The organism is Streptomyces sp. NPDC015125 (assembly GCF_043080045.1).
Lineage (GTDB): Bacteria > Actinomycetota > Actinomycetes > Streptomycetales > Streptomycetaceae > Streptomyces.
This window is the reverse complement of record NZ_JBIBVF010000028.1, coordinates 31,532-45,673: the sequence shown is the minus strand read 5'-3', so window position 1 is coordinate 45,673 and position 14,142 is coordinate 31,532. Positions and strand designations below refer to the sequence as shown.

15 protein-coding genes and 1 pseudogene are annotated in these 14,142 nt (G+C 71.8%); 6 read left to right on the top strand and 10 right to left on the bottom strand.

The window, feature by feature from the left end:
- Positions 1 to 168: 168 nt before the first annotated feature.
- Together ACF088_RS36865 and ACF088_RS36860 are read left to right on the top strand one after the other, a co-directional pair.
- Positions 169 to 303, top strand: coding sequence for a hypothetical protein (locus ACF088_RS36865; protein ID WP_392380298.1), 135 nt, complete (start codon positions 169 to 171; stop codon positions 301 to 303).
- Between the two features lie 117 nt (positions 304 to 420).
- A complete protein-coding gene (locus ACF088_RS36860) occupies positions 421 to 1,155 on the top strand; it encodes a pyridoxal 5'-phosphate synthase (protein ID WP_392380297.1) in 735 nt (244 codons plus the stop codon).
- Positions 1,156 to 1,315: 160 nt separating this feature from the next.
- Here ACF088_RS36860 and ACF088_RS36855 read toward each other — a convergent pair whose 3' ends face one another.
- From ACF088_RS36855 to ACF088_RS36845, 3 genes are all read right to left on the bottom strand, one after another.
- Positions 1,316 to 1,804: a GNAT family N-acetyltransferase gene (locus ACF088_RS36855; protein ID WP_392380296.1), complete on the bottom strand. Its 489-nt coding sequence runs from the start codon at positions 1,802 to 1,804 to the stop codon at positions 1,316 to 1,318.
- Positions 1,805 to 1,990: 186 nt separating this feature from the next.
- On the bottom strand, positions 1,991 to 2,470 hold the full coding sequence (locus ACF088_RS36850) for a Zn-ribbon domain-containing OB-fold protein (protein ID WP_392380295.1): 480 nt from the start codon (positions 2,468 to 2,470) through the stop codon (positions 1,991 to 1,993).
- Between the two features lie 301 nt (positions 2,471 to 2,771).
- Positions 2,772 to 3,311, bottom strand: a complete 540-nt coding sequence (locus ACF088_RS36845) for a GNAT family N-acetyltransferase (RefSeq protein ID WP_392380293.1) — start codon at positions 3,309 to 3,311, stop codon at positions 2,772 to 2,774.
- A 322-nt stretch (positions 3,312 to 3,633) separates the two neighbouring features.
- On the opposite strand from ACF088_RS36845, the gene ACF088_RS36840 reads away from it, so the two are divergent.
- Both ACF088_RS36840 and ACF088_RS36835 read left to right on the top strand, forming a co-directional pair.
- Positions 3,634 to 5,889 carry an acetate--CoA ligase family protein gene (locus ACF088_RS36840; RefSeq protein WP_392380292.1) on the top strand — a complete coding sequence of 752 codons (2,256 nt, stop codon included), beginning with the start codon at positions 3,634 to 3,636 and terminating at the stop codon, positions 5,887 to 5,889.
- 151 nt (positions 5,890 to 6,040) lie between these two features.
- Entirely contained in the window at positions 6,041 to 6,976 is a 936-nt protein-coding gene (locus ACF088_RS36835) for an enoyl-CoA hydratase/isomerase family protein (protein WP_392380291.1), read from the top strand.
- A 127-nt stretch (positions 6,977 to 7,103) separates the two neighbouring features.
- On the opposite strand, the gene ACF088_RS36830 is transcribed toward ACF088_RS36835, so the two are convergent.
- Together ACF088_RS36830 and ACF088_RS36825 are read right to left on the bottom strand one after the other, a co-directional pair.
- The gene (locus tag ACF088_RS36830; RefSeq protein WP_392380290.1) at positions 7,104 to 7,763 is read right to left on the bottom strand and encodes a hypothetical protein; all 660 of its coding nucleotides are present in this window, start codon (positions 7,761 to 7,763) and stop codon (positions 7,104 to 7,106) included.
- Positions 7,760 to 8,353, bottom strand: a complete 594-nt coding sequence (locus ACF088_RS36825; protein WP_392380289.1) for an RNA polymerase sigma factor — start codon at positions 8,351 to 8,353, stop codon at positions 7,760 to 7,762. Before ACF088_RS36825 ends, ACF088_RS36830 begins: the two co-directional genes overlap by 4 nt.
- Positions 8,354 to 8,574: 221 nt before the next feature.
- Here ACF088_RS36825 and ACF088_RS36820 point away from each other — a divergent pair, with 221 nt between their 5' ends.
- Positions 8,575 to 9,201 carry a flavin reductase family protein gene (locus ACF088_RS36820; RefSeq protein ID WP_392380384.1) on the top strand — a complete coding sequence of 209 codons (627 nt, stop codon included), beginning with the start codon at positions 8,575 to 8,577 and terminating at the stop codon, positions 9,199 to 9,201.
- A gap of 118 nt (positions 9,202 to 9,319) precedes the next feature.
- Here the strand turns inward: ACF088_RS36820 and ACF088_RS36815 are convergent.
- From ACF088_RS36815 to ACF088_RS36795, 5 genes and pseudogenes are all read right to left on the bottom strand, one after another.
- A pseudogene (locus ACF088_RS36815) lies at positions 9,320 to 9,502 on the bottom strand (MFS transporter); the annotation flags it as partial.
- Entirely contained in the window at positions 9,439 to 9,618 is a 180-nt protein-coding gene (locus ACF088_RS36810) for a hypothetical protein (RefSeq protein ID WP_392380288.1), read from the bottom strand. The gene ACF088_RS36810 and the pseudogene ACF088_RS36815, both read right to left, overlap by 64 nt.
- Before the next feature lie 77 nt (positions 9,619 to 9,695).
- Positions 9,696 to 10,775: a Zn-dependent alcohol dehydrogenase gene (locus ACF088_RS36805; RefSeq protein ID WP_392380287.1), complete on the bottom strand. Its 1,080-nt coding sequence runs from the start codon at positions 10,773 to 10,775 to the stop codon at positions 9,696 to 9,698.
- Complete coding sequence (locus ACF088_RS36800) at positions 10,772 to 11,965, bottom strand: acyl-CoA dehydrogenase family protein (RefSeq protein WP_392380286.1); 1,194 nt, start codon at positions 11,963 to 11,965, stop codon at positions 10,772 to 10,774. Before ACF088_RS36800 ends, ACF088_RS36805 begins: the two co-directional genes overlap by 4 nt.
- A 212-nt stretch (positions 11,966 to 12,177) precedes the next feature.
- Positions 12,178 to 13,086 carry an SDR family oxidoreductase gene (locus tag ACF088_RS36795; RefSeq protein ID WP_392380285.1) on the bottom strand — a complete coding sequence of 303 codons (909 nt, stop codon included), beginning with the start codon at positions 13,084 to 13,086 and terminating at the stop codon, positions 12,178 to 12,180.
- 107 nt (positions 13,087 to 13,193) lie between these two features.
- On the opposite strand from ACF088_RS36795, the gene ACF088_RS36790 reads away from it, so the two are divergent.
- Entirely contained in the window at positions 13,194 to 14,120 is a 927-nt protein-coding gene (locus ACF088_RS36790) for a cyclase family protein (protein WP_392380284.1), read from the top strand.
- The last annotated feature ends 22 nt before the right edge of the window (positions 14,121 to 14,142 follow it).

Sequence of the window (14,142 nt, the reverse complement as noted above, 5' to 3'; positions counted from 1 at the left end):
GCATGAGGCAAGCGTAGGTGGGCGCGCCGGGACGAAGCGAATGGTTTTCGGGGAGGGTGGCGCGCGTGGTGGCATGGGGGCTGCCAACGGTGACCGCGCTTAACTGGCGCGCGCCGGGCGGGTGATGGCACTGAAGGCCACCTCGAAGGCCCGGGCCACCAGCTCGCGGTGTCCGCGACCTCGGACACCGTCCGCCGGCAGGACGCGGAGGCGGGCGTCCCTCCGGCCGGAGGCCGGCATGCGGTCCCAGGACGGCTCGCGGCGGCCCGCGAGGCGAGCGAGGCGAGCGAGGCGAGCGACTGAAGATCGCCGAGGACGTGCAGCGTGGAGCCCACGCGATCACGCTCAAGGACCATCCGGTACCGGTCGGTGCCGCCGGTCCCGCTCCGGCCGCCGTACGGCCCACGTACGCTGCCTGACATGACTGATCATCCCGGGCACCAGGACACGCCGGATGCCGTTCCCGCCGGCGTCACCGCGCACCACTCCGACGCCGCGGACGCCCGCGCGTTCCGGGAGCTGCTGCGCGGGCTGCGGGTCTGGGACGTCGAGCTGCCGGCGTTCGACGTGGCCACGGCACCGGACGACCCGCTGCCACTGTTCCGGCAGTGGTTGCGGGAGGCCGCCGAGGCCGGTGTACCCGAGCCCCACACCATGACGCTCGCCACGGCGGACGCGGCCGGTGACCCCTCCGTGCGGACCCTGATGCTGCACGACGCCGATGAGCGCGGCTGGCACTTCGCCTCGCATCGCGGGAGCCGTAAGGGCCACGAACTGGCCGTACGGCCGCGGGCTGCGCTCGGTTTCTACTGGGCGGCGGTCGGCCGTCAAGTGCGGGTCCGGGGGTCGGTGACCGCGGCGGGTCCCGAGGAGAGCGCGGCCGATCTGCACCATCGTTCCACGGGCGCGCTGGCCGCGGCGCTGGTCGGCCGGCAGAGCGAGCTGCTCGGCTCGACGGCGGAGCTGGCGCGTGCCTCGGAAGCCGCATGGGAGCGCGCCCGTCGCGAGCCGGAGGCACCGGTGCCGAGCTGGACGCTGTATGTGCTGCGTGCCGAGGAAGTCGAGTTCTTCCAGGGCGATGCACAGCGCCGTCATGTACGTCTCAACTACCGCTACGGGAGTGACGGCTGGCTGAAGGAGCTGCTCTGGCCGTGAGCCACGGAGCGAGCCGGCCCGGCACCACCGCCGCCACTGCCACCACCAGCGGCACCACCGCCACCGGCGCCGCGACCACGTCGCCACCGGCCGGTCCCCTCACCCCCGTCTCCACCGGCCGGTCCGCTCGCCCCGTCTCCACCGGCCGGTCCGCTCGCCCTCACAGCTGCCGATACATGATGTGCAGCCCCACATAGCCCTTGGTGGGGTGCAGGAAGCCCTCGGGGAGGGTCGTCATGATCCGGAAACCCAAGGACTCCCAGAGGGCGACGGCACCGGTATTGGTCTCCACGACGGCGTTGAACTGCATCGCGCGATAGCCCTCGGCGCGGGCCCAGGCCACTACGTGCTCCCCCAGGGCCCGGCCGACGCCGCGTCCTGCGCACTGCGGATCGACCATGAAACTCGCACCGGCGATATGCGCGGCGCCGCCCATGTGGTTGGGGTTCATCTTGGCCGTACCGAGCACCGTTCCGGACTCGTCGACGGCGACGACCGTGCGGCCGGGCGCCGTCAGCATCCACATCTCGCGGGCCGTCGCCTCGTCGAGGTCCCGCGGGTAGGTATAGGTCTCGCCGGCCGCCACGATGGCGTGGAGGAAGGGCCAGATGGCGGGCCAGTCGCCCGCGGTCGCCTCACGAATCAACACGGCCACAGCATCCCGCGGACCCGGCGGGCCCGCCACCGGAATTCGCCGCGGCCCTGAACAGCGACACGGGGGGGGGCGCGTGAGCCCCAGGAGCAGCGCCGGGGCTCAGGCACGACGACGCGGGAACCCAGGGGCGGGAACCCAAAGGCCGGAACCCAGAGGCCGGAACCCAGGAACGGGCGGGCATCACTCGGGCCGGAAGACAGGGATGGCGACCCTCCCGCCCGCACCCTCACCTGCACCCGCGCTCTCGCCCTCACCCCCGCCCTCACCCTCACCCCCGCCCTCGCGTCGGAAGTGCACCGCGAGCGGCATCCCGATCCGTAACTCCGACTCCGGGCAGTCGGTGATCTCGGTCATCATTCGTGGGCCTTCGACGAGATCGACCACGGCTGCGATGTACGGGACCCGGTGGCCGAACGGCGGCAGGTCGTTGCGGTGCACGACGGACCAGGTATAGAGGGTGGCGCGTCCGGTGGCCGGTACCCAGCCGACATCCTCGCTCCAGCAGTACGGGCAGAACTCACGCGGATAGTGATGCGCCGCACCGCACCCCTCCGCCCGGCAGCGACGCAGCAGCAGTCGCCCCTCGGCCGCAGCGTCCCAGTACGGCCTGGTGAAGGCATCCACCTCCGGCAGATCAAAGCGCGCCGCGCTCCGCGCCACATGTGGCACAGCATGCTGCGCCCCTCTCGCCCCAGCAGTTCCGGCCATTACGCGAACACCCCCACCGATCCAACGAGCGATCACGCCTGACGAGGCCGGGCCACCTCTTCGCGAACAGGGCGAACCAAGGAGATTCGGGACATCGGCGCCACCATGGCGCGCTCTCCCCCCATTCCACCCGGCTGTGGACGCGTCGCGGCACCTCACCGCATCTGACGGTACGTCAGTTCACCCGATACGGAACTCGATGCGCAAGGGGCCCTGCGCAATCCACGCCCCTCTCGGGAGCCGAGACCGGCAGCTACTCCCCACGACGGAGCCCCTGGCGATCGACGGAATACATCGCCTGGGGCGCGTCGAACTCCACGAAGCTGTCGATCTGACACATGCCGATGGCCTCAAGGAGGCGGCACGAACGGGTGTTGGCCTCTTGCGTGACCGCGATGACCGACGGACTGTCCGAGGGGACGTTCACGAGGGCCCAGTCAACGACGGCTCCCACGGCTTCACGGGCGTACCCCTGTCCCCAGTGTTCGGGCAGGAACCCATAGGACACCTCCCGCCGGTCGTCGAACCGCGACGCCGGATCGATCACCACAGAGCCGACGACGGTCGCGCCCTCCCGCGTGGTCACCGTGAACAGGTTGGGCCGGTGCGCGAATTGCTGCTGGTAGAAGCGAAGCTTCTGCTCGGCCAACGGCCCGCCGAGGAAGCGCCGGACCTCGGGATCCGTCCAGAGCCGCGTGAACTCCTGCACGTCGGTGGGCTCAGCGGGACGCAGCAGGAGCCTGGAGGTGCCGATGTCGGCAGGCCAGGAGTTCACGGCAGGTTTCGAAGACATGAGCCGAGCATCGCAGTGCAGGACACAAACCCGCGGCAACCTGACGAATATGACGCAAAGGCATTCGTGCAGCAGCTGGTGGCCCCGTGAACGCTCCCCTCGGCCGGCCGGTTGTTCCCGCACGACCTGCTCGCCGGCGACAGGATGCGCGCGGTGACCCACGGCGACCCGAGGGTCGAAACCCACCGCTGAGATCCCATACGAGCCCCGTATCCGCAAGCTTTGCCGTGCACACCCATTCCTGACATGGCGTCAGTTCAGTAATCTGACTGTGCGTCAGTTGATGAGAACGAGAGGCCTCACACAGGAGCGGGCGTCTGCGATGCTTGGATCGACTCACGGCACCCTCACCACTCACTCCCGGCCGGCCCGCGTCATGGCCTGTGGGGAGCAACCACCACACACCGTCCACGGCATCAGTGAACCGCACCCCGGCGACGGGGGACAGGGCGCCGGGGCGGTCGACCGCGATGTCAGCGGGCGCCCGCTGCACGCCCCGGCGCTCGACCTGGACCGGTTCTTCCGGCCCGAGTCCGTGGCGGTGATCGGCGCCTCGGACAGCGAGGGCCGGCCCAACACGGGGATCACCCGCCAGCTGATCGCCTGGGCGGAGCGCGTCGATGCCCGGCTCCACCTCGTCAACCCGGGACGCGCCCAGGTCTTCGGGCGGCCTTGCCACGCAGCCGTCGCCGAGCTGCCGGAGGCCATCGATCTCGCCGTGCTCCTCGTCGGCGACCCGCTGCCGGTCATCGAGCAACTCGCCGAGGCGAAGGTGAAGTTCGCCGTGGCCTTCGCTTCCGGGTTCGCCGAGACCGGCGAGCGTGGCGCGGCCGCCCAGGCCCGGCTGGCCGAGGTCGTCGAGCGCTCCGGTCTGCGGCTGCTCGGGCCGAACACCAACCTCAACGCCTTCGAGAGGTTCCGCGAGGATCTGGGCGGTCCGGCCATCGCCCTGATCACGCAGTCAGGCCACCAGGGCCGTCCCGTCTTCAGCCTTCAGGAACTGGGTATCCGCCTCTCGCACTGGGCCCCCACCGGCAACGAGGCCGATCTGGAGACCGCCGACTTTCTCTCCTACTTCGCCACCCGCCCCGAGGTGGGCGCCATCGCCGCGTATGTGGAAGGTCTCAAGGACGGCCGCAGTTTCCTGCTGGCCGCCGACCGCGCCGCCCGTCACCGGGTGCCCGTCGTCGCCGTCAAGGTCGGACGCACCGAGACCGGCGCCCGGATGGCCCTCTCGCACACCGGCAAGCTCACCGGCGCCGACAGCGTCGTGGACGCGGCGATGCGGCAGTTCGGCGTCATCCGGGTGGACGGGCTCGACGAGCTGCAGGACACCGCGGCGCTGCTGGCCCGTGCCAAGAGGCCCACCGCGGAGGGCATAGCCGTCTATTCGATCTCCGGGGGCACCGGCGCCCACTTCTCCGACCTGGCGACGGCGGCAGGGTTGCGGCTGCCCACCCTCGGTGACACCAAGCAGGCCGAGCTGCACCAGTGGATACCGGACTACCTGAGCGTCGCCAATCCGATCGACAACGGCGGGCATCCGGTCGGCGACTGGCGCGGCCGCAAGATCATCGACGCGATCCTGGCCGACCCGTCCATCGGCGTACTGATCTGTCCGATCACCGGCCCCTTCCCGCCCATGAGCGACAAGCTCGCCCGGGATCTGGTGGATGCGGCGGAGCAGACGGACAAGCTGGTGTGTGTGGTGTGGGGCTCGCCGGTCGGTACCGAGGACGCCTATCGCAGCACTCTCCTCGGCTCCTCGCGGGTGGCGACCTTCCGCACCTTCGCCAACTGCATCACCGCCGTCCGCGCCTATCTGGACCACCACCGCTTCGCCGCCGGCTACCGCTCCCCCTTCGAGGACGCCCCCCGCATACCGTCCCCGTCCGCGCGCAAGGCACAGGCCCTGATGCGTCCGGGCGAGCCGCTCAGTGAGCACGCGGCCAAGCAGCTGCTGCGCGCCTACGGCATCCGGGTCCCGCGCGAACAGCTGGTGACCAGCGCGGCGGCGGCCGTACGGTCGGCGAGCCTGGTCGGCTACCCCGTGGTCATGAAGGCTTCCGGGCCGCAGCTGGCGCACAAGACCGAACTCGGCCTGGTCAAGGTCCAACTGACCTCGGCCAGCCAGGTCAGGGACGCGTACCGCGAGCTCACCGACATCGCCCGTTACGAGGACGTTCCGCTGGACGGTGTACTGGTCTGCCAGATGATCGAGCGAGGCGTCGAGACGGTCGTCGGCATCACCCACGACAGCCTCTTCGGGCCGACGGTCACGGTCGGGCTCGGCGGAGTGCTCGTGGAGGTCCTGCAGGACGTTGCGGTGGGCATCCCGCCCTTCGGCGAGGACCAGGCGCGCGCGATGCTCGGCGAGCTCCGCGGCCGCGCCCTCCTGGACGGAGTACGCGGCGGACCGCCCGCGGATATCGATGCGCTGGTCGAGGTCGTGCTCAGGGTGCAGCGCATGGCGCTCGAACTCGACGGCCAGTTGGCCGAGTTGGACATCAATCCGCTGGTGGTCCTGCCACGCGGGGAGGGCGCCGTGGCCCTCGACGCCCTGGCCATCTGCCCTTGACCTCCCACACCACCGCAACCAGACCCGCACCCGCACCCGCAAGCACAGGCGCACCCACACCCACACGAACGCCGTCAGCCACCACGTCGGTACCCGCCACGCCGCGGCCCGCCGCCCCCACCATGACCGCACCCTTGGGAGCCGCTCCCCCATGACGCCCTCACCGTCCCCCGCTTCCGTTCCCCCCGCCGCCGGGCCCGCAGGCCGCGTCGAGCCCGCCGGGCCCGGCCGGCCCGCCGACGGCACCGCCCGTGTCGATCCCCCCGACCACGCAGATCCCCCCGACCGCGCGGACACCGTCGATTCATTGATACTGCACGCCACTGACAACGGCGTCTCGTGGATCACCCTCAACCGGCCGGAGGCGATGAACGCCGTCACCCGTGAGCAGCGCGAACACCTCATCGGACGGCTCGCCGAGGCCTCCGCCGACCCGGACGTACGGGCCGTGGTCATCACCGCGACCGGCCGGGGCTTCTGCGCGGGCGCCGACCTCCGCGGAGCGCCGTCGTCGGGCGAACGGGTCGCCGGCGATGTCGCCCGGATGATCCGCGACGGTGCCCAGCGGCTCATCACGGCGGTGCTGGACTGCGAGAAGCCGGTCATCGCCGCCGTCAACGGCACCGCGGCCGGGCTCGGCGCCCATCTCGCGCTCGCCTGCGATCTGGTGCTGGCTGCCGAATCGGCGTGCTTCATCGAGGTGTTCGTACGCCGCGGCCTGGTCCCGGACGGCGGCGGCGCCTACCTCCTGCCCCGGCTGATCGGCCCGCAGCGTGCCAAGGAGCTGATGTTCTTCGGTGACGCCGTACCGGCCACCGAGGCGGCTCGGCTGGGACTGGTCAACCGCGTGGTCCCGGACTGCGAGCTGGCGAAGACGGCCCGGGAGTGGGCGGAGCGGCTGGCGGCGGGCCCGACCCTGGCGCTGGCCCTGACCAAACAGCTGGTCAACGCCTCGCTCGACGCCGGCCGGGCCGCGGCCTTCGCCGCCGAGGCCACTGCCCAGGAGATCAATATGACGACGGCGGACGCACAGGAGGGGGTCGCCTCGTTCGTGCAGCGACGCAACCCGGCCTATCGCGGGCGGTGACCCGAGCCGGACGTGCCCGCACCGAAGACCCCGATCCGGACACGCCGGGCCCGACGCGCCGGGGTCCGGAGGCCGGGCCCGACGCGCCGGGGCCCGAAGACCCGAGCAACCCGACGCGGGAAACCACCTACTTCTGCCCGGCCGAACACTCCGGCACCTCACGGGTGTTCCGCGTCCGCACCCCCGGCAGCCAGCCCCGCGCCCCCTGCCCGCTGGTGACCAGATACCAGCGGGTGGAGGTGACGCCCGCTTCGTCGCGGACCATCCGGCCGTCGGTCACCACACAGCGCGCGGCCAGGTCATCGCCGTGCCAGACCCGGCCGGCGGAGTTGCCGCGCGCGGCGTACTCGGCGCGCGGGTCCCTGGCCAGCCGTAAGGCGCACTCCAGGGAGCGGCCCGTACGGCAGGCCTGTTCACTGTTGTAGACCGTGACCTTCACCGTCGGGGGCGGGCCGGCCGGCCGGAGTGTGACCGGCCCGGGACGCACCAGCCACCACACCCCCAACGCCACCGCGGCCACCGCGGCCGCCACCACGAGCGCGACCGCGTACGGCCGCCTCCGGGGCAGCGCGACCACCGCGGGCGCCGGGGCGCCGGATTCCCTGATGCGGTCCCACAGGCCGGGCGGTGTCTCGATCTGTTCGTCCGCGAGCCTGAGCCGGGCACGCAGCAGCGCCTCGGCATCGTCCCCGGCACCGCCACCCCGGCCGCCGCCGAAGTCCCGGCCGCCGCCCGCTCCGCCCGCACCACCGTCGTACCGTGGCCCCACGCCCACCGCGCCGCTCACCTCCCCGCCTGCCCGTGCTCCGATTCGACGAGGTAGGCGCGCAGCCTGTCCAACGCACGGGCGCGATGGCGGGCGGCGGTACCACGATGCACCTTCATGATCTTCGCGGCCTGGTCGATGGTGTAACCGTCGAGATCGACGAGGATGACGATGCCGGCCTGCCGGTGCGACAGCTTCCCCAGCAGCCGCACCGCTTCGATCTCGGCCTGCCTCCGCTCCACCCCGCCGTCCCAACCGCCGGGCACCCCACCGGCCCCCGCACCGGCGCCACCGCCCACCCCGCCCGCACCGGATTCCTCGACCCCGTCCATCCCGTCGACCAGCACCTGGCGCCGGTCCTTGCGGTGGGCGTCCCGGGCGACGTTGAGCACGGCGGTGAAGGCGTAGGCGTAAGGCTCCGGATGGGCGAGGAAGCGCTGCGGACGGGCGGCGAGTTTGAGATACGCCTCATGCACCACATCCTCCGCGGACTGTCTCGATCCGGCCAGCATCACCGCCCGCCGGTAGAGCCGGGGCAACAGCCCGCAGAAGACCTCGTCGAAGGTGGGTGACGCGGCAGACGGAGCTGACGACGGTGTCGCATCGGCCATGTACCGGAACTCTCCCCCGTGTTCGGCTACGGACGCGGCCGAGTCGGACGCTACCCGTGCGGTCGACACGCAATCAGGAATCTGCTTCCCAATCTCCCGCGAATCCCCCGAGACCGACCCCGATCGCCCGGCAAACCACACGTGTGGGTGGTCGCCGCTCCGCACACCTTCACATCTGATGCACCATCAGATTCAATGAGGGCATGATGGGACACGCTGCAATGGCGGCCACGGCCGTGCGGTATCTGCGTTCCGTCGGCGCGCCCACCACGGCCGCCGCACCGGCCACCGCACCGGCCACCGCACCCGGCGGGCCATGTCCGCGCCCCGCGCTGCGGGCCGTACGCGACGACGAGCGTGCTCCGTTGGACCCGGCCGCATTCCGCTCCGTCCTGGGCCACTTCGCCAGCGGCGTCACGGTCGTCACGTCTCCCGGGGAGCCGGGACCGGCCGGTTTCGCCTGCCAGTCCTTCAGCTCGCTCTCCCTCGACCCGCCGCTGGTGGCGTTCATGGTGGCGCGTACATCGACCAGCTGGCCGCGGATCGCCCGTGCCGGGGTGTTCTGCGTCAACATCCTCGGCGCCGGACAGGGCGAGCTCTGCCGGGGGTTCGCGGTCAGCGGCGGCGACAAGTTCGCCGGGGTCCGCTACGGGGCCGCACCCGCGACCGGTTCGCCTCGGCTGGCGGACGTTCCCGCCTGGATCGACTGCACGGTCCAGGCCGTGCACACCGGCGGCGACCATCTGATCGTGGTCGGCCGGGTCGACGCCCTCGGCACGGACCCGGCCGCCGCCGAGGGCGGCCCGCTCCTCTTCCACCGGGGCGCCTTCGGGCAGCTCCGAGGGTGAGCGCGGCCGGCGCGATGGCGCACTGAAGCGCCGGGGGGGGCGCGCCCTGCGCACTACGCAACGGCCAGCCGCTCCTCCTCCCTTCCCCTCCCCTCCCCACTCCCACTCCCCCTCCCGCGCGCCGCTGCCCGATGACCGGGGCCACCAGCGCCGCGACGGCACACAGTGCACCCGAGGCGTACCGGACCGGGTTGCAGGTGCCGAAGGGGTAGCGCGCCAGGCCGCCGAGGAAGGCGATCACGGCAGCGCCCACCTGGTGGGCTTCCGGCACCCGGCCGAAGACGATCGCGCCGTCCTGGCCGCCCTGGCCGCCCTGGCCGTCCTGGCCGTCAGCCCGTAGAGCGCGAGGTTCACCGACACCGCGAAGCCGAGGGTGCCGCGCAACCGGTGGAACCCGCGGCGCAGGGTCCGGTTCACCGGAGCAGCTTCCTCCGTGCCCCGGGCGGCACGAGTGGCCGGGAGGCCAGGGTTCATCCGGATCGGGCCAGGGCCGGTCAGGGCTCCTGCCCGAAGGTCAGCACCGCCCGCGCCACCCGCCCGTGATGAGCATCGTCCGCCGCCTTCGCGAAGTCCTCCACCGGATATGTCTTCGTCACCAACTCGTCGAGCAGCAGCCTTCCTTCACGGTAGAGCCGGGCATAGAGCGCGATGTCCCGCTGCGGGCGGGCCGACCCGTAACGGCAGCCCAGGATCGACTTGTCCAGATACATCGACGACACCCGGAACGAGGCCTCCGCGGTGGCCGGCGGCACCCCGAGCAGCACCGCCTGTCCGTGCCGGTCCAGCAGCTCGATGGCCTGCCGGATCAGCCGGGTGCTGCCCACGCACTCGAAGGCATGGTCGGCACCGGTGGGCAGGATCTCCTTCACCGCCTTGACGCCGTCCGGCACCGCCGACGCATCGATGAAATGTGTCGCCCCGAACTGCCGCGCCACCACCTCCTTCGCCGGGTTGGCGTCCACCGCCACGATCACCGACGCCCCGGCGATCCGTGCCCCCTGGAGCACATTGAGGCCGATACCGCCGGCCCCGATCACCACGACCGAGTCCCCCCGGTCCACCCTCGCCCGGTTGAGCACCGCCCCGACCCCGGTCAGCACCCCGCACCCGATCAGCGCGGCCGACGTCAGCGGAATATCCTCGGCGATCTTCACCGCCTGCACCGCCTTGACGACCGTACGCGCCGCGAACGCCGAGTTCGACGCGAAGCTGAACAGCTCGGTATCGCCGCGGCGGAACGGCTTCTGGGGCATCCCGATCGCCTTCCGGCACATCGTCGGCCGTCCCCGGTCGCACTCCGCGCACGCCCCGCAGTTGGCCAGCGTCGACAGCGCGACATGGTCGCCGGGCACCACATGACCGACGCCCGCGCCCACGGCCTCGACCACCCCCGCCCCCTCGTGCCCCAGCACCACCGGCACCGGGAACGGAATGGTCCCGTCGACCACCGACAGATCGCTGTGGCACAACCCCGCGGCCCGGATACCGACCAGCACCTCGCCCGGGCCCGGCTCGCGCACCTCCAGATCGTCCACGACCCGGGGCTGTTCGCCGTCGAAGATGACGCCCCTCATATCCGCTCCACTCTGGGCAGGCCGAGCACCCGCTCGGCGATGATGTTGCGCTGGATCTCGTCCGAGCCGCCGTAGAGGGTGTCGGCCCGGGTGAACAGGAACAGCCGTTGCAGTGCATCGAGTTCGTACGGCGCCTGCGCCGTCCAGTCGGCGGGGCCCAGCGCCGCGGCGGCCCCGCGCACCCGCATCGCCAGCTCCCCGAGCCGCTGGTGCCAGCCACCCCACAGCAGCTTCGCCACACTCGGCGCGCCGGCGTCCCCGGCCGCTCCCAGCGTGCGCAGCGCGTTCCACCGCATGACCTTCAACTCGGCCCACTGTCCGACGAGTTGGTCACGCAGCACCGGGTCCCGCAGGGCACCGCAGCGCACCGCCTCCCCGACGACCTCGGCCAGCTCCGCCGCGAACCCGATCTGCTGGACGAGGGTGGACACCCCGCGCTCCCGCGCGAGCAGCCCCATGGCCACCCGCCAGCCCGCGCCCTCCCCGCCCACCACATGCCCGGCCGCCGCACCGTCGAAGAACACCTCGTTGAACTCCGCCGTCCCCGACATCTGCCGGATCGGCCGCACCTCGATGCGCCCCGGCTGATCCATCGGCACCAGCAGGAACGAGAGCCCACGATGGCGCCGCCCGGCCGGATCCGTCCGCGCCAGCACGAAGCACCAGTCGGCCTCCCCGGCCAGCGACGTCCAGATCTTCTGCCCGCTGACGCGATAGCCGGCACCGTCCCGGACCGCCACCGTCCGCAGCCCCGCCAGATCCGACCCCGCGTCGGGCTCGCTGTAGCCCTGGCACCACAGCTCCTCGCCCCGGGCAATGGCCGGCAGAAACCGCCGCCGCTGCACCTCGTCCCCGTACGCGAGCAGCGTCGGCGCCAACAGGTTCTCCCCGATGTGCCCCACCCGCCCCGGCGCCCTGGCCCGCGCATACTCCTCGGCCCACACCACCTGCCGGGTCAGGCTCGCCGTACGGTTCCCGTACGCCCCCTCCGCACCGTCCCACCCGAGCCCGATCCATCCACCGGCCCCCAGCTCCCGCTCCCACGCCCGCCGCTCCTGGGCCCCCTCGTGCTCACTCCCGGGCCCGCCGCGCCCCGCCAACTCGGCGAAGTCGCCCACGAGATGCCCTTCCAGCCATTCACGAGCCTCCGCCCGGAACGCCTCGTCCCCACTCCCGAACCCAAAGTCCACGAAGACCTCCCACGCCCGCCCCCACTCACCTTCACCAACTCCACCCACGGGAGGGGACGGGCCCGCGCAGCGGACCCCGCCCGCCGCCAGGCGCAACGGCGGGCAGCCCCACGGCGGGGCAGCCGAAGACGCGTGCGGCGCCAAAGCGCAGCGGGCGACAAACGGCGAGCGACCCCCACGGCGGGAGACCCGAAAACGTGGGAAGAAAAGCCCTACGCGTTGGGCCGCCCCTTCGCCCCCGCAGCCCTCGCCATCTCCGACAGCTGCCCCAACATCGGCATAGGGTCGACCCCGACCGACCCCGGCAGCACCTCCGCCACCCGCTCCGGCGTCCAGCCGCCCCCGTCGGCGTACACGGAGCGAAGCTCCCTCGGCTGGGCCCACACGGCGATCTTCGGCCCGGCAACCGTGTACACCTGCCCGGTGACCTCCCGGGCCTGGTCACTCAGCAGATAGACGACCAGCGCCGCCACATCTTCCGGCTCGCCGATCTCCGTCAGCTCCATCGGCACATTCGCCGACATCCGCGTCCGCGCCACGGGCGCCACCGCATTGGCCGTCACTCCGTACTTGTGCAGCCCCAGCGCGGCGCTCCGCACCAGCGAGATGATCCCGCCCTTCGCGGACGCATAGTTGGCCTGCGACACCGACCCCTGGTGGTTCCCGCTGGTGAAGCCCACCAGGGTTCCCGCACCTTGTCGGCGCATGACGGCCGACGCCGCCCGGAAGACCGTGAACGTCCCCTTCAGGTGGGTGGCGAGCACCGGGTCCCACTCCTCCTCGGACATGTTGAAGAGCATCCGTTCCCGCAGGATCCCGGCCACGCACACCACACCGTCGATCCGTCCGTACTGCGCCAGCGCGGTGTCCACGATCCGCTGCCCGCCGGCCATGGTGGACACGTCGTCGGCCACCGCGACCGCCAGGCCCCCGGCCGCCTCGATCTCCTTCACCACCGATTCGGCGACCTCGCTGCTGGGTCCGGCGCCGTCGACGGAGACCCCGTAGTCGTTGACGATCACCTTGGCGCCCTGGTCCGCACAGGCGAGAGCCACCGCCCGGCCGATACCGCGGCCCGCCCCCGTTACGGCGATCACTTTGCCGGCCAAGAAGTTCCCCATGCCGTGACCCTTCCCGCAGTTTCTGACGGACCGTTAGATTTTTGAGCAGACACGGGACGAACACAAGACCCCGGGCGTACCGAACCCAGCCACCCCGAGGAGGGCCCATGCCCCTGCCGCAGGAGTTCCATGACATCGCCGAACGCGTGAACAACTGGGGGCGTTGGGGGCCGGACGACGAGATCGGGACCCTCAATCTGATCACCGAGCAGGTCGTACGGGAGGCCGCCGGCTGCGTCCGCAGCGGCCGCCGCATCCCGCTCGCCCTCCCCCTCCGGCAGGACGGCGTACAGACCGGCGTGATCCCCGGCCGGGTCAACCCGCTGCACACCATGACCGCCATCAACCAGGAGATCTTCGGCCCCGGCACGGTCGCAACGACGGACGACGCGGTCACGATGGGCCTCCAGGCCGCCACCCACTGGGACGGCCTCGCCCACGTCTCCCACTCCGGGCGGCTCTACAACAACCGGCCCGCGGACTCGGTCACCGCACACCACGGCGCCACCTGCCTCGGCGTGGAAAAAGCCACCCCGATCGTCTCCCGCGGAGTCCTCCTGGACGTGGCCCGCGCACACCGCACCGAGCAGTTGCCCGGCGGTTACGCCATCACGCCGGAAGACCTGGACGCCGCCGAGGAACGGGCCGGAACGGCGGTACGGGCCGGCGATATCGTCCTCGTACGGACCGGGCAGCTGCGGCACTACCTCGCCGGCGACCGGCAGGCCTACGCCTTCCCGTCACCCGGCCTGTCGCTGCGCACCCCGGAGTGGTTCCACGCGCGCGATGTCGCGGCGGTCGCCAACGACACCCTGACCTTCGAGATCTTCCCGCCGGAGATCGAGAACCTCTGGATGCCGGTACATGCGCTCGATCTCGTCGAGATGGGCATGCCGCAGGGCCAGAACTGGAATCTGGAGGAGCTGTCGACGGCCTGCGCGGCAGCGGGACGGTGGACGTTCCTGCTGTCCGCGGTGGCCGAACCGTTCGTCGGGGGATCCGGGGCGCCGGTCGCGCCCGTGGCAATCCTCTGACCGGGCCGTCGACGATCCCCTC